Genomic DNA, 23606 nt, shown 5'->3' with positions numbered 1-23606 from the left:
CGCCGGCCTTCCTCACCCGGCCCGGCGGCCGCTCCGGCGGCGGCGCCGAAGTCACCGAGGAGGGGCGCCGGCTGATCGCCACCTTCCACCGGCTGGAGGAGAAGCTTTCGTCGATCTCCAATCTGATCGCGGAAGAAGGCATGGAGGGCCAGGAGGAGGCCTTTCTGTGGACGCTCGGCGCGCGCATTTCGGCGCGCAACGTGTTCCAGACCGAAGTGAGCCAGATCAAACGCTGGCCGGTCGATGTCGAGGTGACGCTGAAATTCGCCGACGAACGCAAGATCCTCGCCGTCGTCACCAATGACGCCGCCGACGATCTCGATCTGAATCCGGGCCGCAAGGTGCTGGCGTTGGTGAAATCGCCCTTCATCAGGCTGTACACGCCCGACCACGCGCCGCAAAACAGCCGGAACAGCTTCGAGGGCGTCGTTTCGGAGCGCATCGACGCGGAACGCAACAGCGAAATCCGGCTCGACATCGGCTTCGGCAAGACCTTGCACGCCGTGGCGCCGCGCCAGACCGTGGAGGATCTTGGCCTGGAGGTCGGCGCCAAGGCGGTGGCGACTTTCGATCCGAGCCAGGTCATTCTGGCGGTCAATTGACGTCATGACGCCGATCGACGGTCCCGCGCAGGGGGACGGCGCCGCGCAAGCCGCGGCTGCGCGATCCTTCTGGCCGCCGCATGGCCTGGCCGCCTGGGGGCCGGGCCTTCTGGTCATGCTGTCGGACACCGACGCAGGCAATGTCGTGGCCGCCGCGCAGGCCGGCGCGCAGTGGAATTTCCGCCTGCTTCCGTTGATCCTCGCGCTGATTCCGGCGCTTTATCTGGTGCAGGAGCTGGCGGGGCGGCTCGGCCTGTTCACCGGCGACGGCTTTGGCGCGCTGGTGCGGTCGCGTTTCGGCGCTCCGGTCGCGCTTCTCGCCCTGGCCGGGCTCGCCGCTGCGACCTTCGGCACGCTGGTCACGGAATTCACCGGCGTCGCGGGCGTTGGCGAGCTTTACGGCCTACCTCGCGATCTCACCCTGCCGGCCGCCGGCCTCGCGCTCATCGCGGTGGCGGCCACCGGCTCCCATCGCAAGGTTGAGCGCGCCGCTCTGGCGGTCGGCCTGTTCGAATGCGCGTTTCTGGTGGTCGCGTGGAAGGCGCGGCCCCATCCGGTCGCGATGATCCGCGACATGGTCCACGCGCCGCTCGGCGACCGCAATTTCCTGTTTCTCGCCGCCGCCATCGTCGGCTCGGTGTTCAATCCGTGGATGGTGTTCTACCAGCAGGCGGCGACCGCGCGGCGCGGCATGACACCCGGCGCACTCGCCGCGATCCGCGCCGACACCGCGCTTGGCGCCGTGGTGACGCAGGTGCTGACCGGCGCCGTTCTAGTCGCGGCGGCGGCGGCGCTTTACGCCGGCGACCGCGGTCGCGGCCTCGCCAGCATTGGCGAAATCGGCCATTCCCTCGCCGCCGTGCTGGGGCGCGACAGCGCCCTGCTGGTCTTTAGCCTCGGCGTGCTCGGCGCTTCTTTCGCGGCGGCCATCGTCGCCTCGCTCGCCTTGGCGTGGGGCGTCGGCGAGATCTTTTCCGCGCGGCGCGGCGAAGGCGCGGGGCGCCGCGCCGGCCTGTTCGATTCCCGGCGTTTTCTCGCGCTCTACGCCGTCGGCATAGGCGGGGCGGCGGCGCTGGTGCGCTTCGCGAGCGATCTGGTCTGGCTCAATATTGCGGCGCAGGTCGGCAATGCTCTGGTCTTTCCGCTGGTCGTCGGTCTGCTCATCGCCTTGGCCGCCGGCGCGCTGTCGCCGCCTTTGCGCCTGCGCGGCGCGGGGCTCGCGATCATGATCGTGCTGGCGACGAGCGTCGGCCTTGTCGGCCTGATCGGCGCCATCGCCGGTGCGCTGTGAGGCGGCCATGGTGAAATCCGGCCATTTCTTCGCGGCTCTGCCGGAGAACGGCGCGGAGGAAGCGATCGAACCGCTGGCGCAATGGCCCGGCGTCCGCATCGAGCGCATCGTGTCGCGGGGCCAGGCCAGTCCGCCGGGCTTCTGGTATGATCAGGACGGAACCGAATGGGTGATCCTGCTCGCCGGTTCGGCGGCCCTCTTGTTCGAGGGCGAGAGCGCCCCGCGCGTGCTGCGCCCCGGCGATTATGTCGAGATTCCGCCCCACGCCCGGCATCGCGTCGAATGGACCGACGCCGATGCGCCGACGATCTGGCTGGCGGTTCATTCGAAATCGACTGACTAACGAAACCTTGCGCGATTGACCGCAATTCGCCGTGTGAGCATCGCCGCCCGGAAAGCATGGTTTCGCTTCGCGGCGCGGCGGCCGGCATTTGATTAAAATGCGATCTTTTCCTTTTCGCGGCCCGAAAGCCGCGCGCCCCGATGCTCGTCCGCAGCAAAGACGGACGCCCCGCGTTCGTCGCGGTGGAATGCGAGACGGGTCATGGCGAAATTTCGGATTGTCCTCCTGTTGGCTCTGGGCGCCCTTTGGGGCGGCGCGGCGCAGGCGGCGAGCCCGGCGCCGGCCGGTTCTTTCGCTCTGGTCGGCGGCGAGACCTCGATTCCCTATGGCTGGGTCGATTTTTGCGGCCGCCAGCCGCAGGAATGCTCCCAGCCGGTTCTGCCCGCCCGCGATCTCGCTTTGAACGCCGCGAGCTGGAAGGCGCTGAACCACGTCAACCGCCAAGTCAATGCGGCGATCGAGCCGATCTCCAATTACGATCATTGGGGCACCATGCTCGATCATTGGGACTATCCGACCGACGGCAAGGGCGATTGCAAGATCTATGCGCTGCTCAAGCGCAAGCAATTGATCGACGCCGGCTTTCCGCGTCAGGCCTTGCTGATGACCATCGTCCGCGACCTTGAGGGCAACGGCCACGCCATACTCACCGTCAAGACCGATCGCGGCGATTTCATCCTCGACAATCTCACCGACGACATCCGCCCCTGGACCGCGACCGGCTATCGCTTCCTGAAGCGCCAGTCGCAGCAAGACCCGAATGTCTGGGTCTCGATCCAGGGCGCCCCCGCGCTCGCCGCGCGCGCCGCCGGCGCGAGCAACGCCAGCGCCAATTGACCCGCCGCGCCGGGACGGCGCAACATAGGCTGACTCTGCTTCGTCCCGAACCCGGCGGTTCCTCATGCCCCAGCGCGTTTCCGGCCGATTTGAGGCCAGCGACGGCCTGTTCCTCGACCTTTACCAACTCACCATGCTGCGCGCCTATCGGGCGCAGGGCATGGAGGGCGAGGCGGCGTTCAGCCTGTTCGTCCGCGCCTTTCCGGAAGAGCGCAATTTCCTGATCGCCTGCGGGCTGGACGAATTGCTGACGGAAATCGAGCGTTTCCGCTTTTCCGAGGATGACATCGCCTTCCTGGGCGAACTCGGCCTGTTTCCCGAAGATTTTCTCGATGGCCTGCGAGGGTTTCGTTTTACCGGCGACATCTATGCCCTGCCGGAAGGGACGCCCTTCTTTCCGAACGAGCCGATTCTTGAAGTGATTGCGCCGATCGGTCAGGGACAGGTTCTCGAAACGCTGATCCTCAATCATATCGGCCTGCAGACCTTGCTCGCCTCCAAGGCGCATCGCGTCGTCACGGCGGCGGCGGGCCGCCGCGTAATGGATTTCGGCGCCCGCCGCGCCCAGGGCGGCGACGCCGCGATCCGTGGCGCGCGCGCCTTAGCGATCGCCGGGGTCGAAGGGACGTCTCTGCTCGCCGCCGCCGCGCTTTACGGCCTGCCCGCAGCCGGCACCATGGCGCATAGTTTTGTCGAGGCCTTTGCCAGCGAGGCCGAGGCTTTCGAAGCCTTCGCGCGGGTCTATCCGCAGACCGTTCTGCTGGTCGACACCTATGACACGCTGCAAGGCGTGCGCGATGCGATCGCGCTCGCGAGACGGCTCGGGTCGGACTGCCGCCTGACCGGGGTGCGGCTCGATTCCGGCGATCTCGCCGCGCTGTCGCGCGCGACGCGCGCCCTGCTGGATGAGGCGGGGCTGCAGCATCTGCGCATCGTCGCCAGCGGCGGGCTCAACGAGACCAAGGTCGACGCGCTGGTCAGGGCCGGCGCGCCGATCGACATTTTCGGCGTGGGCACCGATATGAGCGTTTCCGCCGACGCGCCGGCGCTCGATATCGCCTATAAGCTGACTGAATATGCCGGCGCAGGACGCATGAAGCTGTCGCAGACCAAGGCCACCTTGCCGGGCCGCAAGCAGGTGTTCCGGCGCGAGGAGGGCGGCGTCGCGGCCGGCGACGTTCTGGCTCGTTTCGATGAGCCCTGCGAGGGGCGGCCGTTGCTCGTTCCGGTCATGCGCGGCGGGCGGCGCCTCGCGCCCCCGGTCGCGGACCTCGGCGTGTTGCGCGCGCAGGCCGCGCAAGCGATCGCCACGCTGCCGGCCGAAGCGCGCGCTTTGGCCCCCGCGCCGCGCCCCTATCCCGTCTCGGTCTCGCCAAGGCTTCAGGCCGAAGCCGAGGCTTTGCGGGAACGGCTGCTGCGACAGGCGAAAGACGCCGGGGCGCCCTGAGGCGTTACGCCATTATGCGTCCGCCGGCCCGAGAAAAATCCTGCAGCGCGGCGGCGCCCCCTGCTTCCGTTACGGGGCGGCTGGCGGAAGCGACGAGCAGGGTTGGAAAGCCGGCGGCGAGGCTGTCGAGCGCCGTCGCCCTGACGCAGACATCGAGCGCCAGCCCGCAAACCCAGACCCGCCGTACGGCATGACGGCGCAGGGCCTCGGCGAGGCTGGTGCGGTCAAAGGCGGAATATTGGTCCGTATCGTCGCGGTCGCCCTTGGGGATGAGCAGCGCGCGCTCGGGCAGGCGCAGGGCGGGGTGGAAGGCGGCGCCCGGTTCGCCCTGCACGCAATGGCGCGGCCAGGGCCCGCCGCGCGCCGCGAAGCTGACGTGCTCCGGCGGATGCCAGTCGCGCGAGGCGACCACCAGCGCGCCGGCCCGCTCCGCCGCCTCGATCAGCGCGTTGACGCGCGGCAGAATGGCGTCGCCCTCGGCGATCGGCAGGGCGCCGCCGGGGCAAAAATCGTTCTGGATGTCGACGATCAGCAGAGCATCGTCGCTGCGTATCGAATCGTCCTGCATCGCCGGGCCTCGCATTCGGCCCAACGCCTCGCCGCAAGAATTGTTGCGAAGGCGCGCGAAAAGGGCGCGATTGAAGGTTTTGCGCCCTGCGCAAGGCGGCGCTGACGTTTAGCGGCGCGGGCGCGCGCCCGGCGCGAGCGCATCGACCGCGCGCGCCAATCGGCGCCGCCAATTGGGGCGCTCGCGGTCGGTGCCGGGCAGGTTGACGCCGGTGGTTTCGCCGAGCAGATCGTCAATCTGGACCAGCGCCAGAACGGACGGCGTCTTGGCGATGAAAGCGTGAACGGCGGCGACGAAATCGGCGTCGGAGGGGGAGGCGTCGCGTAAAAGACCCTCGGCGGCGAGAGCTTTCAGCAGGCGCGCCTCGTCGGCGCGCCGACGCTCTTTTTCGGTCTCGGCGGCCTCCGGCGGGATGAGGTCGAGCGCCGCTTTTTCGGCGATATCGGCGCCACGCCGCCAGCCGATGAGGGTCGGCAGGTCATGGGTCGAGGCGCAGGCCAGCGCCTTGCGCGGATAAGCGGCGGGCGGGGCGAAATCAGCGCCCTGGCGCTCGAAGAACAGCACGCGGTAGCTCAGCACATTTTCGACCGCCATTCGGTCGCGGAAACCCTCCGGCACCGTGCCGAGATCCTCGCCGACCACCACGCAGCGCGCGCGGACGCTTTCCAGCGCCAGTTCGCCGAGGAGATCGTTCAAGGGATAGGACAGATAGGCGCCGTCGAGCGCGGGCGCGCCGTCGGGGACGACGAACAGCCGCGCCAACGCCATCACGTGATCGATGCGCAGGGCGCCGGCGTGACGCATGTTGGCGCGCAACAGGCCGGCGAACGCGGCATAGCCGTCGCGCGCCATGGCGAGCGGATCGGGCGGCGGCAGGTTCCAGACCTGGCCGCCTTCCGCGAACGGGTCGGGCGGCGCGCCGACCGAAACGCCGCGCAGGAACAGGCCGGATTCGGCGGCGATCTCCGCGCCGTCGGGCGCCGCGCCGACGGCGAGATCGCGATAAAATCCCAAGGCGAGGCCAGCGGCTTTTCCGCGCACGGCGGCCTGCGCCAATTGCCGGTCGCACAGCCATTGCTCGAAACAGATCACGCGCACGGAGCGCGCCGGATCGCAGGCGGCGCCGGCGCGGGACTTCGCTTCGAACGCAGCGAAATGCTGGAGCCTGTCGCCGCCCTCGGCGACAAAGCTTTCGAAATCGCGCGCGGGTGCGAAGGCGGGATCGGCGGACGCCTGTTCGAAAGCGTCGAAATGCGCGGCGAGAGCCTCGCTTTTCAGCGCCCAGACGCCGGGATAATCCACCGCCGCCTTGGCCGCGAGCGCCTTGGCTTGCGCCCGCGTGCCCGCGTCGAGCGGCGAGGGCAGGCCGGTGATGTCGCCGAGCCTTTCGAGATCGAGATAGAGCGGATCGAGGAAATTGCGATCGCTGGGATGATAGGGGCTGGCGCGTTCGCGATCCTGCGCGAACAAGGCGTGCAGCGGGTTGATCCCGATTGTCTGGTAGCCGGCGCGGCCAGCCGCCTCCGACAACTCGGCGAGCGCGGTGAAATCGCCGATTCCCTGATCGCCGTCGTGGCGCAGACTATAGAGTTGTGCGCTGATCCCCGAAACGCCGGCGTCGAGCGCGTCAGGCCAGTAACAGGCGCGCGGCGCGATGGTGATATGGCATGAGGTCGCACGGTCGGTTTCCAAGGCGAGCCGATAGCGGCCGACGGGCAGAGGCGGCAAGGTCACGACATGAACGGTGAACAAGCCGCCGTCGCAGGCGCGTCTTTCCGCGCGGCGCAGGTCTTGGGCGGCGAGCGCGATGCGTTGCTCGGCGCCGTTCTCGTTGGTCAGGACAAGCGCTTCTGACGGCGCGGCGGCGAACGGAACGGCGATCGGGTGGCCCTCGCGAAACACCAGAGCAAACGGCAGGGAGCGGCGGTCGCGTTCGGCGGCGAGTCGCCGGAGGCTGGCGCGCGCTTCGCTTTGCGTTTCGGCGGCGAAACCCATCGCCCTCAGAAGCGCTCGTTTGGTGGAATCGGGGACCATATGGCGCGCGCCGCCAATGTCATGCCAGTCGGGCGTGAGTCCCGCCGCACGGGCGAGCGCCTCCAGCGTCTCCGCCTGCGGCGGCGCGTCGAACAGGGCGGCGGGCGCGTCCGGCGTCTCGACCAATACGAGCGCAGCGCGCGGCGCGACGATCAGCGTCTCGCCGCAATCGAAACAGGCGCCGTCGCCGGCTCCGTCCTCGACGGCTGTGTCGAGCGCGCGGCGCCAGAAATGGCCTTCGCGCGCTGGCGGGAGCCGGAAATGGGCTGCTGTGTGGCCGGCGTTGAACAGCAAGCCGGCGCGCGCCTGATGCGCGCAGAAAAAGGCTGCGAGAAAACGCTGCTCGCCGTCGCTCCATTGCGCGTCGCGCAGGATTTCGCCATCGGCGCCGCGCCATTCGACATCGGGAAAAGCCTCGCCTGCGCGCGGCGCGCCGGTCAGGAAGGCGTCTTCCGTGATGGCTGGCGTCGCACGGCGCAGAGCGATCAGCGCGCGCGTGAAGGCGGCCAGCCGCACATCCGCCTTGTCCCAATCGAGCCAGGCGGTTTCATTGTCCTGCGCATAGGCGTTGTTGTTGCCGCGCTGGCTCTGCCCCAGTTCCGCGCCCGTCGAGAGCATCGGCGTCCCGCGCGCCAGCAGCAGCGTCGCCAGCAGATTGCGCTGGTCGCGCCGTCGCGCCGCGTTGATGGATTCATCGGCGGTCTCGCCCTCGGCGCCGTTGTTCCAGGAATGGTTGGAATCGGTCCCGTCGCGGTTCTGCTCGCCATTGGCCTCATTATGCTTGCGCTCATAAGCGACGAGATCGGCGAGCGTGAAGCCGTCATGGGCGGTGACGAAATTGACGCCGCGCGACGGCGGCTTGCTGCCCGCGAAAAGATCCGCCGAACCTGCGAGCCGCGTCGCCAGCGCGCCGATCATGCCGGCATCGCCGCGCCAGAATTTGCGCGCAATGTCGCGGAACTGGTCGTTCCATTCGCCCCAGCCGGCGGGAAAGCGGCCGATCTGATAGCCTCCCGGGCCGATGTCCCAGGGTTCGGCGATCAGCTTGAGATCGCGCAGGACGGGGTCTTGCGCAATGGCCGCGAGCAGCGGCGCGTGCGGATCGAAGCCTTCGGCGCGGCGCGCCAGCGTGGTGGCGAGGTCGAAGCGGAAACCATCGACGCCGCCGTAGAGCGCCCAGGCGCGCAGCGACTCCATCGCGAGGCGCAAGGTTGCGGGACGATCGAGCCGCAGGATGTTGCCGCAGCCGGCGTCGTCGATATAGCGGGCCGGGTCGGCCGGATCGAGGCGGTAATAGGTCGGGTTGTCGAACCCGCGCAGGGAAAGCGTCGGGCCGTCCTTGTCGCTCTCGCCGCTATGGTTGAGCACGACGTCGATCAGGACTTCGAAACCGGCCGCCTGCAAGGCCGCGACGCTCTCGCGCACCTCGCGCCACCCGCCAGGCGCGAGGCGCGGATCGGGGGTGAGAAAGGCGACGGGATTATAGCCCCAATAATTGGTCAGGCCGGCCGCGCGAAGGTGACGCTCGTCGATCCAGGCGGCGCAGGGCATCAGCTCCAGGGTCGTCACGCCGAGCAGCTTCAGATGCGCCAGCGCGACCGGATGGGCCAGGCCCGCGAAGGTTCCGCGTACGGCTTCGGGCAGGCTTTGCAGTCGCTTCGTGAAGCCGCGCACATGCATTTCATAGATGACGGTGTCGGACCACGGAATTTTGCGGCGTCGCGGTGCGGCCAATTGGGGCGTGGCGGCCACGGCTTTCGGCGCGAATGGTGCGCTGTCTTCGGTCGAAAAGACGCCGTCCTGCGCGGCGAAAAAACTGTCGTGCAGTCGGATCGCCCCATCGAGCGCCAGCGCGAAGGGATCGAGCAGCAGCTTGTTGGGATTGAAACGCAGGCCGTCCTTCGGCCGCCAGGGGCCGTGCGCGCGGAACCCATAGAGCGCGCCCGCCGCGAGGCCGGGGACGAAGCCGTGAAAGACCGGGCCGGTCCGGCCGGGCAGGGCAAGCCGCGCGATCTCCTGCCGACCGCCGGCGTCGAACAGGCAGAGTTCGATGCGCTCCGCCGTCTCAGAATAAACCGCGATATTGGCGCCGGCTTCCGCCAGCGTCAGGCCGAGCGGCTCCGGCGCGCCGGGAAGGACGGTCCAGCCGCTCAAGATTTGGCGTCCGGCGGCGCGATCTCGCGGTAGATCTGCGCGTAATGGCGGGCGGGATTGGCCCAGCTCACATCGGTCTTGAGGCCGTTGGTCTGGAGCTTCTTCCACAGGCTCTTTTGCGCGTGCAACGCCGCGCAGCGACGCAAAGCGCCAGCGAGGGCGTCGGCCGCGACCGGCGCGAATTGCAGGCCGGTGGCGCAATTGGCCTGCAACGCCATTTCATTGGCGTCGATGATGGTGTCGGCAAGGCCGCCGACCCGCGCGACCACCGGCACGGCGCCATAGCGCATGGCGCAAAGCTGGGTCAGGCCGCACGGCTCGAAGCGCGAGGGCACGAGAATGGCGTCCGCGCCGGCCTGGATGAGATGGGCCAGTCGCTCCTCATAGCCGAAATGAACGCCGATCCGGCCGGGATGGGTCTGCGCGGCCTCCTGAAAGGCGGCTTCGAGCGCGGGATCGCCGCTGCCGAGCAAAGCGAGCTGGGCGTCGCATTGTTCGAGAACCGGCAGGCAGGCGAGCAGCAGGTCGAGGCCCTTCTGCCACGACAACCGGCTCACCACGCCGACCAGGAGGCGCTCAGGCTCGCGCGCCAGCGCCAGCCGCGCCTGCAAGGCTTTTTTGTTGTCCGCGCGGGCGCCGAGCTTTTTCGCCGAAAAAGGCGCGGCGATCAGCGGGTCGGTCTCCGGGTTCCAGACATCGACGTCAATGCCGTTGAGAATGCCCGAAAGTTCGCTGGCGCGGGCGCGCAACAACCCGTCGAGCCCCATGCCCGCATGGGGCTGCTGGATTTCCTGCGCATAGGTCGGCGAAACGGTGGTGACGCGGTCGGAAAGCTGCAAGCCGGCCTTCAGGAAGCCGATTCCGCCGTAATATTCCACGCCCTCGATGGAAAAGGCCTGCGGCGGCAGGCCGAGCGCGGCGAAAAGCTCGGCCGGAAACTGGCCCTGAAAGGCGAGATTATGCACCGTCATGACCGCGCCGGGGCGCGGCTTGCCGCTGTAATGCAGATAGGCCGCGGCAAGACCCGCCTGCCAGTCGTGGGCGTGCAGAATTTTGGGCGCGAAGCCTTCGACGAGGCCCTGTCCGAGCGCGGCGCCGACTTTGGCCAGAGCCGCGAAGCGAAAGGCGTTGTCCGCGAAATCGAGCCCGTCCGGGCCGGCATAGGGTCCGCCGTCGCGGTCGTAGAGATGCGGCGCGTCGAGCGCGAACAGCTCCAGAGCGCCGGCGCGTCCCGCCAGCAGGCGCGCGGGGCCGCCGAACAGATCGTTGAATTTCGCGACTGTCTCGGCCTTTTTCAACGCGGCCAGCACGGGGCGATAGCCGGGACAAAGGGTGCGCAGGCTCACCTGTTCGGCGGCGAGCGCGCCGGGCAGGGCGCCGGCGACATCGGCGAGCCCGCCGGTCTTGACCAGCGGATAGATTTCGGACGCGACCGAAAGCGCGGCGAGAGGCTTCATGCGGGGCGGGATTTCATTCTGGGAGTCGGTCGATCATCGGCTGGGTGACGAGGCAGACGCCGCCCGAGGTGCGGCGGAAGCGGGCGGAGTCGAGTTCGGGATCCTCGCCGATGACCAGGCCGGACGGAATGCGCACGCCGCGATCCACCACCACCTTGGTGAGTCGCGCCGAGCGCCCGATATCGACATCGGGCAGGATCACGGCCTCCTCGACCTGGGCGTAGGAATTGACGCGCACGCGGTTGAACAGCAGCGAATTACGCAGGGACGAACCGGAGACGATGCAGCCGCCGGAAACCAGCGAGGACACCGCCTGACCGCGGCGGCCGTCGACGTCATGGACGAATTTGGCGGGGGCGGTCAGTTCTGCATAGGTCCAGATTGGCCAGTCGCGGTCGAAAATATCCAGCTCGGGCTCGATATGGGTCAGGTCGATATTGGCGGCCCAATAGGCGTCCACCGTGCCGACGTCGCGCCAGTAGGGCGCGACCTCCTGCGTCGAGCGCACGCAGGAAGATGAGAAATGATGCGCCACCGCCTTGCCGTGCTTGACGATATAGGGGATCAGGTCCTTGCCGAAATCATGGGTCGACAGGCCGTTGGCGGCGTCTTCGCGCAACAGGTCGAACAGGAAGGTCGTGTTGAAGACATAGATCCCCATGCTGGCGAGGCAGCGATCCGGCCGGCCCGGCATGGGCGCCGGCTCCTTGGGTTTCTCATCGAACGAGACGATGCGGTTGGTCTCGTCTATGCCCATCACGCCGAAGCCCTTGGCCTCTTCGCGCGAGACTTCGAGACAGCCCACGGTCACGTCGGCGCCCTGGTCGACGTGCTGCTGGAGCATCAGCTCGTAGTCCATTTTGTAGACGTGGTCGCCGGCCAGGATGATGATGAATTTCGGATCGTAGTCGAGGATGATATCGGCGTTCTGATAGACCGCGTCGGCGGTGCCGACATACCACATATTCTCGGAAATGCGCTGCGAGGCCGGCAGCAGGTCGAAGCTCTCGTTGCGCTCGGGGCGCAGGAAGGTCCAGGCGCGCTGCAAATGGCGGATCAGGCTGTGCGCCTTGTATTGGGTGGCGACCGCGATACGGCGTATGCCGGAATTGAGCGCGTTCGACAAAGCGAAATCGACGATGCGCGCCTTGCCGCCGAAATAGACGGCGGGCTTGGCGCGGCGGTCGGTCAGCTCCATCAGGCGCGAGCCGCGCCCGCCCGCCAGCACATAGGCCAAGGCGTTACGGGCGAGCGGGGCATTGACGGATGGCGGTCTCGACAGCGGGACGGTGAAGGATTTCGTCATCGGACTTTTGCCTCCGGCGCCTCTCTTGCGGCAGGATTTTCATTTTAATTCAGGCTTGGCCCGGCCGCGTCAATCTGGATCAACTCCGAGGCTGAACATCTGGTTCATGGACCAGGTAAACGGCGCCGAGCGGCGGCGCCATCACGCGCGCCGAGGCTGGTTGGCCGTCATACGGCTCGGCTGTCGCCTCCACCGCGCCGAGATTGCCGAGGCCGCCGCCGCCATAGACATCGGCGTCGGTGTTGAGGATCTCGCGCCAGCGTCCCGGCGCCGGCAGGCCGATGCGATAATCCGGGCGTGGAACCGGGGTGAAATTGACCACGACCGCGACCGGCGGATCATCCGGCCCACCGCGCCGCTGCCAGGCGAAGACGGAGGTTTCGGAATCGTCCACCACCAGCCATTGGAAGCCTTCGGCCTCGCAATCGCGCGCGTGCAAAGCGGGATAAGCGCGATAAAGCGTGTTGAGGTCGCGCACCAGCCGGCTCAGGCCGGCATGGGGCCAGAATTGCAGCAAATGCCATTCGAGCGAGCGGTCTTCGCTCCACTCGCTGATCTGGCCGAAATCCTGACCCATGAACAGGAGCTTCTTGCCGGGATGGGCCCACATGAAGGCGTAATAGGCGCGTGCGTTGGCGAAGCGGCGCCATTCGTCGCCGGGCATCTTGCCGATCAGCGAGCCTTTGCCATGCACCACTTCATCATGCGAGATCGGCAGGATGAAATTTTCCGCGAAGGCGTAGAGCAGGCCGAAGGTCAGCTTGTCATGGCTCCAGCGGCGGTAGATCGGGTCCTGCGCCACATAGCGCAAGGTGTCGTTCATCCAGCCCATGTTCCATTTGAAGCCGAAGCCCAGGCCCCCGGCATGAACCGGCTGCGAGACGCCGGGCCAGGAGGTCGATTCCTCGGCGATCATCAGCGCGCCGGGATAGCGTTCATAGACCAGCCGGTTGACGCTTTGCAGGAAGGCGATGGCTTCGAGATTTTCCTTGCCGCCATATTGGTTCGGCGTCCACTCGCCTTCATTGCGCGAATAATCGAGATAGAGCATCGAGGCGACCGCATCGACGCGCAGGCCGTCGATGTGGAACTGCTCGAACCAGTAGAGCGCATTGACCGCGAGGAAATTGGCGACTTCACGGCGGCCGAAATCATAAATCGCGGTATTCCAGTCGGGATGAAAACCGCGACGCGGATCGGCGTTTTCATAGAGCGGCTTGCCGTCGAACCAGGCGAGGCCGTGTTCGTCGGTCGGGAAATGGGCCGGGACCCAATCGAGGATCACCCCGAGCCCCTGCGCATGGGCGCGGTCGACGAAGCGGCGAAAGCCGTCCGGATCGCCGAAGCGCGAGGTCGGCGCATAAAGGCCGATCGGCTGGTAGCCCCATGAGGCGTCGAGCGGATGTTCGGAAATGGGCAGCAGTTCGAGATGGGTGAATCCCTGCTCCACCACATAGGGGATCAGGCTGTCGGCCAGTTCGTCATAGGTCAGGAAGCGATTGTCCTCGCCCCGGCGCCAGGAGCCGAGATGGACCTCATAGATCGACAAAGGCGCGCGTCGCGGATCGCATTGCGCGCGCGCGGCGAGATAGTCCGCGTCGGTCCATTGGAAGGCAGGGGCGCCGGCGACCGCCGAGGCGGTGGAGGGGCGCATCTGGGCCTGCTGGCCGAACGGATCGGCCTTGAGCGGCATGATCTCGCCCGCCGCCGACAGGATTTCATATTTGTAGAACGCGCCTTCCGGAACGCCGGGCAGAAAGATTTCCCACAGCCCGCTGTCGATGCGCTTGCGCATGCAGGCGCGCCGCCCGTCCCAAAGGTTGAAATCGCCAACCACCGAGACGCGGCTGGCGTCGGGCGCCCAGACCGAGAAATGCACGCCCTCGACGCCTTCATGCGTGAGGCGATGCGCGCCGAGGCGGCGATAAAGCTCGTGATGCGCGCCCTCCACCAGCAGATGGTCGTCGATTTCGCCGAGGATCGGGCCAAACCGATAGGGATCGTCCCAATCCCAGCGCCCGCCCTCGTTCTCCGCATCCAGACGATAGGCGGCGAAGACCGGTTTGTTCGCCGCCGCGCCTTCGAAAAAGCCGTCGCCGCGCGGCGCGAGCGCGACGCGCGCGCCATCGGCATAGACGGCGGCGAGCTTCAGCGCGCCCGGAGCAAAGGCGCGGATCGCCACGCCTTGCGCGCTCGCATGGGGGCCGAGCACGGCGAAGGGGTTGGGATGCCGTCCGGCGACGATGGCCTCGACGTCGGCGTCCGGCGTGCGATCCGGATTTTGGCTCATGATTGGCGAACCGGAACCTTCCAGATGTCGTCCGCATATTCGGCGATGGCGCGGTCGGAGGAGAACCAGCCGGTGCGGGCGGTGTTGAGAATGGCCGAGCGCTGCCAGCTCTTGCGGTCGCGCCAGCGCCGCGCGACATGGGCCTGCGCGGCGGAATAGGCGTCAAAATCAGCCGTCACGAGGAAATAATCGTGATAGGTCAGCATGTCGACCAGCGGCGCGTAGCGGTGGCGGTCGTCGGGCGAAAAGGCGCCATTGGCGAGGGACTCGATGACCTCGTGCAGCAAAGGCGAGGCCTCGATGGTTTCGCGGGCGTCATTGCCTTTCTTGCGGCGCTCCGCCACCTCTTCGGTCGTCAGGCCGAAGATGAAAATATTGTCGTCGCCAACGCGCTCCCTGATCTCGACATTGGCGCCGTCCAGCGTGCCGATGGTGAGCGCGCCGTTGAGCGCCATTTTCATATTGCCGGTGCCGGAAGCCTCCATGCCGGCGGTCGAGATCTGCTCGGACAGGTCGGCGGCCGGGATGATCGCTTCCGCGAGGCTGACATTGTAATTGGGCAGGAAGACCACCTTGAGAAGATCGCGCACCGTCGGATCGTTGTTCACCACCCGCGCCACGTCATTGGCCAGTTTGATGATCAGCTTGGCCATATGATAGCTCGCCGCGGCCTTGCCGGCGAAGATTTTCACCCGCGGCACGAAGTCGCGCATCGGCTGCGCGCGGATCTCGTTGTAGAGCGCGATGGTCTGCAGGATATTGAGAAGCTGGCGCTTGTATTCGTGGATGCGCTTGATCTGCACGTCGAACAAGGCGGTGGGATCGACCTTGATCAGCATTCGGTCGGCGATGAGATTGGCCAAGGCCGATTTATTGGCCTGCCGCGCCGCGCCATAACGCGCCTGAAAGTCGAGATCGGTCGCGAAAGGCTCCAGTTTCGCCAGCGCCTGCGGGTCGTCGTAGAAATCCTTGCCGATGGTCTCGGCGATCAGTTTGGTCAGATGCGGATTGGCCTCGAACAGCCAGCGGCGGAAGGTGACGCCGTTGGTCTTGTTGACGATGCGGTCCGGGAAGATTTCATGCAGGTCGTGGAACACGGTCTTTTTGACCAGTTCGCTGTGCAGCGCCGAGACTCCATTGACCTTGTGCGAGCCGAGAAAGGCGAGATGGCCCATGCGGACATGGCGGCCGTGATTCTCGTCGATCAGCGACAAAGCGGCCAGCTTGCCGGGTTCTTCGAGGCCCTCGGCGCGCAATCTGTCGAGATGTTCGGCGTTGATGAGATAGATGATCTGCATGTGGCGCGGCAGCAACCGCTCCATCAGCGGCGTCGGCCATGTTTCCAGCGCCTCCGGCAGCAGCGTGTGATTGGTGTAGGAGAAGGTCGCCTGCGTGATCTCCCAGGCGCGGTCCCAGTCGAGGCCATGCACGTCCACCAGCAGGCGCATCAGTTCGGCGACGCCGATCGCCGGATGGGTATCGTTGAGCTGGATCGCCACCTTGTCGGCCAGCGTGTCGATATCGCCATTCTGCTTCAGATGGCGACGGACGAGATCCTGCAGCGAGGCCGAGGCGAAGAAATATTCCTGCCGCAGCCGCAATTCCTGACCCGCGGCGGTGGAATCGCTCGGATAGAGAATTTTCGAGATGGATTCGGCGTGGACCTGATCGGCCAGCGCGCCGACATAATCGCCCTGGTTGAACACGTCGAGCCGCAAAGGATCGGGCGCGCGGGCCGACCACAGACGCAAGGTGTTGACCTGCGCGCCGCGCCAGCCGACCACCGGCGTGTCATAGGCCACCGCGACCACGGTTTCGGACGGTTTCCAGATATGAGCCGGGACGCCGCCCGGACGCGGGACGCTCTCGACCACGCCGCCGAAGCCGATATTGTAATTCACCTCGGGGCGCGGGAATTCCCACGGATTGCCGAAATCCAGCCAGTCCTCGGGATATTCATGCTGCCAGCCGTCGGAAATGGTCTGGCGGAACAGGCCGTGGTCGTAGCGTATGCCATAGCCATGGGCGGCGATGCAGAGCGTCGCCATGCTTTCCATGAAACAGGCGGCGAGACGGCCGAGACCGCCATTGCCGAGCGCGGCGTCTGGCTCGACATTGCGCAGCTTGTCGAGATCGATGTCGAGGCCGGCCAGCGCTGCGCGCATCGGCTCGACCAGATCGAGATTGGTGAGCGAATCGATCAGCAGCCGGCCGATCAGGAATTCCAGCGACAGGTAATAGACGCGGCGGCGGTTCTCGCGATAGGCGTCGCGCACCGAGCGCATCCAGTCATTGACCATGCGGTCGCGCGCCGCCAGAGCCACGGCGATGAACCAGTCGCGCTCACTCGCGGTGTTGCGGTCCTTGCCGACGGAATAATTCAGCTTTTCGAGCACGGCCTCGCGCAATTGCTCGACCAGCGAGGCGCGTTCTTCGGCGGTCGGGGCGGTTTCGGCGTCCGGTTCGGCGGGCAAGGGCGAAAAAGATTCATTCATGCGCGGTCAATTCTCCGGGCGGCCGGACGGGCTGGAAGCCCGCCCCTGTGCGGCTTCATTGGTCGCCACAATAGAGCAGCGCGCGCAAACAAAAAAGAATTGGGGCGGCGTTTTGCTCCCTCTCCCCGCTTGCGGGGAGAGGGCAGGGGTGAGGGGCCCGAGGGGAAAGCGGTGAGGGGCCCGAGGGGAAGGGCGGAGAGCAGGCAGGATTGAGCGCCGTACCCGATTGTTCAGGGCGGGGAGCTTTTGACATTGAAGCCGGCGGCCCAGCCCCTCACCCTAACCCTCTCCCCGCTTGCGGGGAGAGGGGATGGCGCCCGCTTTCCCTGCTTGCGGCGAGATGGCGAGGGCCGGATCGCCTTCGCGACGTCTCGATCGTCAGTGCAGCCGGAACTCCGCGCTGACCATTCGCAGTTCTGCTGGCTTGATCAGGCCGGAATGACCGACGATCACGTGGTGAATGGCGCCCTCGATCTTCTCGGTCCAGAATTTCAGGAACTTCCGCAATTCCGGGAAGTCTGGCTGAAGATCATATTCCTGCCAGATGAAGCTTTGCAGGATCGCCGGATGATCCGGCATCCGATAGAGAATATTGGCCGTCGTGATCCCATAGCCTTCGAGCTGCCGCACAAAGTCCTTTGACGCCATCGCCGCCTCCTTCTCGCAATAGCGAAATTAGGCGGCCAATTCAAAAAAATGTCAACATAATCAAATTGTTAGCAGCAAACCGCAGCGAGTGCTGACGGCCGCTCCCAAAGCAAAACGGCCCCGCCTGGGGCGGGGCCGTTCGAAACGCGTAAAACCGATCAGCGGCAGACGCGCACGCCCGCGCGATAATAGCAGCGCGGCGCGACAACCGGGCGGCGCGTGACCACGGCGCCGTGCGGGCCGGCGCAGCCGGCGCGATAGACGCCGCGCGCGCAGACCACGGCGTTGGCGGCGGGCATGTCGGCGACGATCATGCCGAGGGCGAACAGGCCGAGAAGAACTTTTTTCATGGGCGACTCCCTTTCTCGTGTCGCTCCGCCCCCCGCAAGCCTGCAAGCTGGAGCTGATTGCGACATTAACATTGCGCGCCCCTTGGTAGGAGGGGCCGACGACATCAAAATGACGACGCTTGAAGTAACTTTTTCTTCAAACAGCGGAAGAACTGACTGTTTCGCTGTCGGAATTGAGCAGATTTATGCGATTCGAGGCCGCAAGTCCCGCATGGTTTTCGATCACCGCCGCGAATTTTTCCGTCCAGCCGATTGGCGGCAAATGGCTCAGCGCGGCGTCGCTGGTCCCGCGCAGGGCGCTGACGTCATAAAGGCGCTGGTCGAAGCGCGGCGCGCGCGCATTGTCGCCGGCCCAGAACAATGTCTGCGCGAGATTGTTGAGCTCCAGCGCCATGAGCCGGCGGCCCTCGGGTCCGCGCAGCTCCAGCACGAAGCCGCAATGGTCGCTCAGATAGGTCTTGAGGCCGCAGCAGGGCGCGCCAAGCGTCGCCGCCGCGCTCTGCGCCTTGCGCGCGCCGATCAGCCGCGCCCGCGTGACGAAGGGCAGATAGGAACGCCAGAAATCACGCCGCGCGGCCAAAGCCTCGCGCTCATCCGTGCGCAACTCCTCGACGATGCGAAACGAGCTTTCGAGCGTGTCCTCGACCAGCCAAAGCTCGACCTGCGCGAGCACGCCTTCGGGAAGGTCGAGCCAGTCGTCCAATCCGGCGCGCGGATCGCCCGCGATGCGAAAGGCCATTTTCAGCGCATGGGCGATGGCCTCCGGCGCGGCGCGCGCGGCGGCCCAGGAGACGAGGCCCTCGATGATCGCGATCTTGGCCCGAGCGCGCGCCGACGCCGGGCCGCCGGCGCCGAGCAGGCCGCCGGGCTCGAAGAAATCCAGCAGGGGACCGATGGCGGTCCATTGGTCGGGCGCGGCGTCTTGCGACAGGCGGCGCGCATAAGCCTCCGTGACCGCGACCATAAAGCCGGAGCCTTGCAGAACAGTCCGGGTCTGGGCGTTGCGTTCGGCTTCGCGCAGGAAGGCGAGATCGCCTCGCGCCAAGCTCTCGGCGGCGCGCGCGACGGCCGGCGCGCCCTCCCACAGCCGCCATGCGCGGGCGAAATCGCCGAATCGGCCCCAAAGCGCGTCCTGCCGGTTTTCGAGCCAGTCGCGCGTCATGGCTGCGGCGGGATTGTCCGGGTCGAAATGGCGCAGCAAAGCGATGCAGGCGCGCGTTTCGGCGATGCGCGGCTTCCAGCCGGTTTCCGCCCAGCGCAGCCAGTCAGCGATGTCGGAAGCTAGGGGAATCCAAGGATTGCGCCGGCGCCAGAGCAGTTCCAGCACCGCTTTCTTCTCGGCGAAATCGAGCGCGGCGAGGTCGCTCCCATTGGCGGCGAGTTTGCGCGCCGCCCGCGCGATCAGCGAATCCGGCGCGCCGGGCGCCGCGCGGCCGGGGCCGTGGCGCTCTTCGAGTTCATTGGCGAGGCGACGCAGGCGCGAACGCCCCGCCTTCGCCAGCAGGGATGGACGCGGTTCATTTCGCGCCGGCATCGAGCCGTTCCAGCCGCTGGTTCAGCTCGCGCAGGGCTTTTTCCACCTGGTCGCGATTGACCGCCATGATCAGCCGGACCTCGATGCGGCGGTCGGTCTCCATGACGGCCTTGTCCGCGCGCTGCTTGTCGCTCAGGCCCTCGGTCACGGGCCGGGTGTCGGCATAGCCGCTGACGCCGAGCAGGCTCTTGCCCTCGGCGTTTTTCAGATTGGGCGCGCGCGGATCGGAGTCCCGCACGATGCGAAAGGCCTCGATGGCGCGGGCGGCGGATAGGTCCCAATTATCGCGCAGCCCTTCCTTCACGCCGCGCAGGGGCGCGGCGTCGGTATGGCCCTCGATATAGACCGCATTGAGCACGCTGCCCTGTGATTGCGGCGGACAGGCGGGCGGCGGCGCGGCGCCCGGCAGGAAGCACGGGACCGTATCGGCCAAAGCCGCGCCGAGCAGGCGGATGACCTCGCGGCCGTGGGGCGTCGGATCGGCCTCACCGGATTCGAACAGATTGCCGGTGGGCAGGCGCAGCACGCCGCTGCGGAAATCGGCCTCGACGGCGACGCCCTGCGTGGCGAGGCGCTCCTTGAGCATTTGCAGGATTTTCGCGCGCGTCGCGTCGGCCTCGGCGAGACGGTCGAGCAAGGGCACGACGCTGCCGGTCTTCAGATAGCTGACGAATTCGGCGAATTGATCGGCGCGCTTCTTGAGCGCGTCGCGCTCGGCTGTGACGTCTTTCAGTTCCTGCGCCGTCTGGTCGTAGAGCGGCCGGGGCACCGCGTCTTCCATCATCACCAGCGACAAAGCCAGCACCATGATGATGAAGATGAACACCACGCCGACCATCAGATCGGCGACCGGCGCGAAAACGTCTTTCTTCTCTTCTTCCTCGATCTTGTGAACGCGGGCGGCGAACATCAGCGCGCCTCGGCCGTCTGTTTCGCGCGATGGTCGACAATATCGCCGATGTCGATCAGCGCCGCTTCGAGACTGCCGATCGAGCGCGCGATTTCATTATCGTAACTCTCGACGCATTGCGTGATTTCCTGCCCGAGCGATTGAACGCCGCGCGTAAGCTCGTCCAGCGTGCGGGCGACCATGCGCTCGACCTCGCGAAACCCTTCGGAATGGGCGCCGAGGCTCTTGTTGGCCTCGCTCGCCGCGCGCTGGAAGGTCTCGACGACATCGCGGCCGGATTCGGCCAAGGCGCCGATGCGGCCGGCGGCGCCGGAAAAGGTCTCCATGGCGCCGGAAAGCGCCGTGCTGGCCTTGGCCAGCGGCGGCGCGGCTTTCGTCACCGTTCCGGCGGCTTCACTGACGCTGCCGGCGGCTTCGCTCATGCTGCCGGCGGCTTGCGCCAGCGATTGCGAGGCGCCCGCAACCAATGTGCCCGCCTGTTCGAGCCGGGCGTTCTGGGCGTCGATGCCCAAAGTGACTTCCGCCAGTTTGAGCGACAGGCCGCGCGCGGAATCGGCGAAACGCTCCACCGTCTTGTTGAGCAGTTCGGCCGAGCTTTCGGCGGCGCCCGACAGCACTTGTGCGCTTTGCACGGCGCCGGCGGCCAGAGCGTCATGGCTGTCGCGCAGCCGCGCGCCCGAGGCGTCGCTCGCCTGGGTCAGCTTGTCGGCGGCGAGCGACAGCGAGCGCGCGATCTCGTCCACCCGCGCGGCGAACAGATCGGCGCCGCCCCGGCTGGCCTGGGTCGCGGCGGCGGCCACGCTGTCGAGCGCGCTCTGCACCTTGGCGCCGATCTCCCGCGAGGATTGCGCGGAAGCGTCGGCCATGGCGGCCGGCATGGCGAGGATTTTCGCCTCGAAACCGGCCAGCGTCGAGGCCAGCGAGGCCTGACCCTGTTCGAAGCCCACGCTCAGGCGATGGGCGGCTTCGGTCAAGGCGGCGGCGGAGCGTCCGATATCGTCGCCGAAGCCGCTTTCCGTCGCCTTGATCTTGCCGGGCAAGGCGTCGAAGGCCGCGAGCGACGCGGTCATTTGCGAGCCGAAAGAGGCGATATGGCCGGCGATCTGGTCGCCGGAGGAGGAAATCTGCTCGATCCGCGCGGCGGCGTCGGACAGCCGACCCAAGGCGTCGCGGAAGGTCAGCGTCGCGGTGGTCAGCGGCGCGGCGGCGCTTTCCATGGCGCCGGCGGCCAGAGCCAGATTGCCGGAGGCGCCGGAGACGATCTCGCCCGCCTTGTCGAGGCGTTCATTATGGGCGCCGAGCGCCTGTTCGGTTTGATCAAGCCGCGTCGAGAGCCGGCTCACGGCATTGGCGAAAGCCTCGACCATGCGGGTCAACCGCGCGGCGGCTTCCTCGCCCGAGGCCGAGACGGCCTTGGCGCCTTCCGCCATTTGCGCGCGGGACTCGACGCCGGCCTGGGTCAGCGCGCCGGCGGCGGCGGCCAGCGCGGCGGCGACGCCCTCGATGCGCGCCGACATTTTTTCGGCCTGGACCTGGCTCGACTCTTCGGCGGCCTTGTGGGCGTCGTCGAGCGTCCGGCGCAAGGCCGCGCCGGCGTCGCGGGCGTTTTGTTCGGAGGTGGCGGCGAAAGCGGCGGGCAGGCCGGCGATTTTCGTCTCGAAGGCGGCGAGAGTCGCGGCCATGCGATCCTGGCTCTGCTCCATCTGCGCGGCCATGCGCGCGGCGGATTGGGTCAGATCATCCGCCCCGCGCCCGATTTCCCCGCTGAAGCTTTCGAGATGGCGTCCAATCCCGTCGCGCCACAGGCTGCCGAAGGCCGCGCCCGCGCTTTCGGCCACGGAGGCGTTGGCCTCATTGGCGCGAGCGCTCAGGCCCGCGATTTCGTCGCGCAGCGGGGCGAAGGCCTTGGCCGCGCCTTCCGCGAGCGTGTCGGACATTTTGACGAAAGCCGCGTCGAGCCGGGCGGTGAGCACATCGGCCAGCGTGTCGTAGCGGGCGCTCTGCGCTTCGGCGAGCCGCAATTGCCGGCGCAGAATCATTTCCGGCGCGACATAAAGCGAGAGCGCCCGGATTTCGCGCAGCAGGTCTTCCTCGGCGACCGTCTGCGCCGCCGCCTGCTGGCGGGCGACCACGCTCCAGAAAATATAGGCGAGAATGCCGGCGATCGAGGTGATGAATTTCACCGAACTGACGGCGAGAATGCCTTCGACGGCATGTTTGAGCTGCGCCGGCGAGAGAGAATCATGCCCGTCGCCGCCAAGCTGAAGCAGGGCCGCCGACAGACCGACAAAGGTAAAGAACAGGCCGACGGTGAGAAAGACGCCGGCCAGCGTCGAGGACCATTTGGGATAGGAATGGCCGGGCAGGTGGACCAGAGCGAAGAAATCCGCCGGGTCGGAATAATTCACCGCCTTGCCGTCCTCGAATTCCACGCCGGAGCGATAGCGGCGCCAGTCGGGGGTGAGCGCGCTCGCCTCGAACAGGGCGTCGGCCTCGGCGAACAGGGCTTCGGGCGCCTGATTCTTGCCGCGCAGGGCGCGCAGGCCGTGGGCGATCCGCCGCAGCGGGCCGACAAAACGGCGCTCGGCCGGGACCAGAGCCAGCAGCCAGATCAGCAGGGCCGCGCCGAGAATGCTCAGGGCGATCCCGACCGCGAGCGACCGTCCGGAAAACAGCGCTATCGGCGTCAGGACGAAGTCGGCGAAACGATCCATTGGCTTATCCGGGCCGTCCCTTGAGTTTCAAGATATTTTGGGCGTTTCAGCACATCCTTCCCGCCGCCGGCGCGGAGGGGGCGGGAAGCCGGCGCCGATCAGGCGGCGCCGGCGGATTTGCGGAATCAGGCCGCCGGCTTGATGGTCTTTTCGAACTGGGTCTTGAGCGGCTCGGAGGCTTCCTGCGCGATCTTCTGCGCCAGAGCGGTGAGGTCCTTGGCCTGGCCGCTCAGGGCCTTGAGCTGCTTCTCGACATGGGCGGAATGCAGCGACACGGCTTCGGTCGGGCTCTTGGCCGCGACGAGCGAGGACAGATAGTCGAGCGTCAGATAGGCGTTGGCCTGGATCGCCTCGAAGGCCTTGGCGTTGAATTCGGTCAGGCCCTTGGCGACGATGGTCGCAGAGGATTCGATCGAGCCGGCCGCTTCCTTGGCGGAGGCGTTCAGCTTCTCATAGGCGTCGCGGGTCTGGGTCAGCCCCTTTTCGGCGATTTCACGGACATTGTCGCCGGAGATCGGGAACAGTTCGGCGGGTTTCAACTCAGCTTTCGGCATGGCCTGGCTCCTCATGGACGATCTTTTTGTCGGATTATTCCTGCGCGGGGCGCGATTCATCACCCGCCGCCG

The 23606-nt window shown here is 66.9% G+C and carries 17 protein-coding genes; 5 read left to right on the top strand and 12 right to left on the bottom strand.

Annotation, left to right across the window (positions count from 1 at the left end; all coding sequences use genetic code 11):
• The 5 genes from ACE3S9_RS02595 to ACE3S9_RS02575 form a co-directional block, all read left to right on the top strand.
• Nucleotides 1-602 (top strand): TOBE domain-containing protein (locus tag ACE3S9_RS02595; protein ID WP_374544870.1); only part of this gene is annotated, 602 nt, incomplete at its 5' end.
• Between the two features lie 4 nt (nt 603-606).
• Nucleotides 607-1893, top strand: a complete 1287-nt coding sequence (locus ACE3S9_RS02590; protein WP_374544869.1) for an NRAMP family divalent metal transporter — start codon at nt 607-609, stop codon at nt 1891-1893.
• A gap of 7 nt (nt 1894-1900) precedes the next feature.
• The gene (locus ACE3S9_RS02585) at nt 1901-2236 is read left to right on the top strand and encodes a cupin domain-containing protein (RefSeq protein WP_374544868.1); all 336 of its coding nucleotides are present in this window, start codon (nt 1901-1903) and stop codon (nt 2234-2236) included.
• A gap of 201 nt (nt 2237-2437) precedes the next feature.
• Complete coding sequence (locus ACE3S9_RS02580; protein ID WP_374544867.1) at nt 2438-3073, top strand: transglutaminase-like cysteine peptidase; 636 nt, start codon at nt 2438-2440, stop codon at nt 3071-3073.
• 64 nt (nt 3074-3137) lie between these two features.
• Nucleotides 3138-4520, top strand: coding sequence for a nicotinate phosphoribosyltransferase (locus ACE3S9_RS02575; RefSeq protein WP_374544866.1), 1383 nt, complete (start codon nt 3138-3140; stop codon nt 4518-4520).
• A 4-nt stretch (nt 4521-4524) separates the two neighbouring features.
• Here ACE3S9_RS02575 and ACE3S9_RS02570 read toward each other — a convergent pair whose 3' ends face one another.
• The 12 genes from ACE3S9_RS02570 to ACE3S9_RS02515 all read right to left on the bottom strand — a co-directional run bounded on the left by ACE3S9_RS02570 (nt 4525) and on the right by ACE3S9_RS02515 (nt 23534).
• On the bottom strand, nt 4525-5088 hold the full coding sequence (locus tag ACE3S9_RS02570; RefSeq protein WP_374544865.1) for a nicotinamidase: 564 nt from the start codon (nt 5086-5088) through the stop codon (nt 4525-4527).
• Between the two features lie 108 nt (nt 5089-5196).
• Nucleotides 5197-9276, bottom strand: a complete 4080-nt coding sequence (glgX, locus tag ACE3S9_RS02565; protein WP_374544864.1) for a glycogen debranching protein GlgX — start codon at nt 9274-9276, stop codon at nt 5197-5199.
• On the bottom strand, nt 9273-10733 hold the full coding sequence (glgA, locus tag ACE3S9_RS02560) for a glycogen synthase GlgA (protein ID WP_374544863.1): 1461 nt from the start codon (nt 10731-10733) through the stop codon (nt 9273-9275). The genes glgX and glgA overlap by 4 nt, the downstream gene beginning before the upstream one ends.
• Before the next feature lie 13 nt (nt 10734-10746).
• On the bottom strand, nt 10747-12039 hold the full coding sequence (gene glgC / locus ACE3S9_RS02555; RefSeq protein ID WP_374544862.1) for a glucose-1-phosphate adenylyltransferase: 1293 nt from the start codon (nt 12037-12039) through the stop codon (nt 10747-10749).
• A gap of 79 nt (nt 12040-12118) precedes the next feature.
• Nucleotides 12119-14329, bottom strand: coding sequence for a 1,4-alpha-glucan branching protein GlgB (gene glgB / locus ACE3S9_RS02550; protein ID WP_374544861.1), 2211 nt, complete (start codon nt 14327-14329; stop codon nt 12119-12121).
• Nucleotides 14326-16824: a glycogen/starch/alpha-glucan phosphorylase gene (locus ACE3S9_RS02545; RefSeq protein WP_374544860.1), complete on the bottom strand. Its 2499-nt coding sequence runs from the start codon at nt 16822-16824 to the stop codon at nt 14326-14328. Before ACE3S9_RS02545 ends, glgB begins: the two co-directional genes overlap by 4 nt.
• Before the next feature lie 378 nt (nt 16825-17202).
• The gene (locus tag ACE3S9_RS02540; protein ID WP_374544859.1) at nt 17203-17472 is read right to left on the bottom strand and encodes an usg protein; all 270 of its coding nucleotides are present in this window, start codon (nt 17470-17472) and stop codon (nt 17203-17205) included.
• Nucleotides 17473-17630: 158 nt separating this feature from the next.
• Nucleotides 17631-17822 carry a hypothetical protein gene (locus tag ACE3S9_RS02535; RefSeq protein ID WP_374544858.1) on the bottom strand — a complete coding sequence of 64 codons (192 nt, stop codon included), beginning with the start codon at nt 17820-17822 and terminating at the stop codon, nt 17631-17633.
• Nucleotides 17823-17958: 136 nt separating this feature from the next.
• Complete coding sequence (locus ACE3S9_RS02530) at nt 17959-19356, bottom strand: EH signature domain-containing protein (protein WP_374544857.1); 1398 nt, start codon at nt 19354-19356, stop codon at nt 17959-17961.
• On the bottom strand, nt 19340-20266 hold the full coding sequence (locus ACE3S9_RS02525) for a flagellar motor protein MotB (protein ID WP_374544856.1): 927 nt from the start codon (nt 20264-20266) through the stop codon (nt 19340-19342). The genes ACE3S9_RS02530 and ACE3S9_RS02525 overlap by 17 nt, the downstream gene beginning before the upstream one ends.
• Entirely contained in the window at nt 20266-22980 is a 2715-nt protein-coding gene (locus tag ACE3S9_RS02520; protein ID WP_374544855.1) for a hypothetical protein, read from the bottom strand. Before ACE3S9_RS02520 ends, ACE3S9_RS02525 begins: the two co-directional genes overlap by 1 nt.
• A gap of 125 nt (nt 22981-23105) precedes the next feature.
• Nucleotides 23106-23534 carry a phasin gene (locus tag ACE3S9_RS02515; protein WP_374544854.1) on the bottom strand — a complete coding sequence of 143 codons (429 nt, stop codon included), beginning with the start codon at nt 23532-23534 and terminating at the stop codon, nt 23106-23108.
• Nucleotides 23535-23606: the final 72 nt, after the last annotated feature.

Source organism: Rhodoblastus sp. (assembly GCF_041915505.1).
GTDB lineage: Bacteria > Pseudomonadota > Alphaproteobacteria > Rhizobiales > Beijerinckiaceae > Rhodoblastus.
Note: the sequence above shows the minus strand (reverse complement) of the source record. Positions and strands in the feature narration are given on the sequence as shown.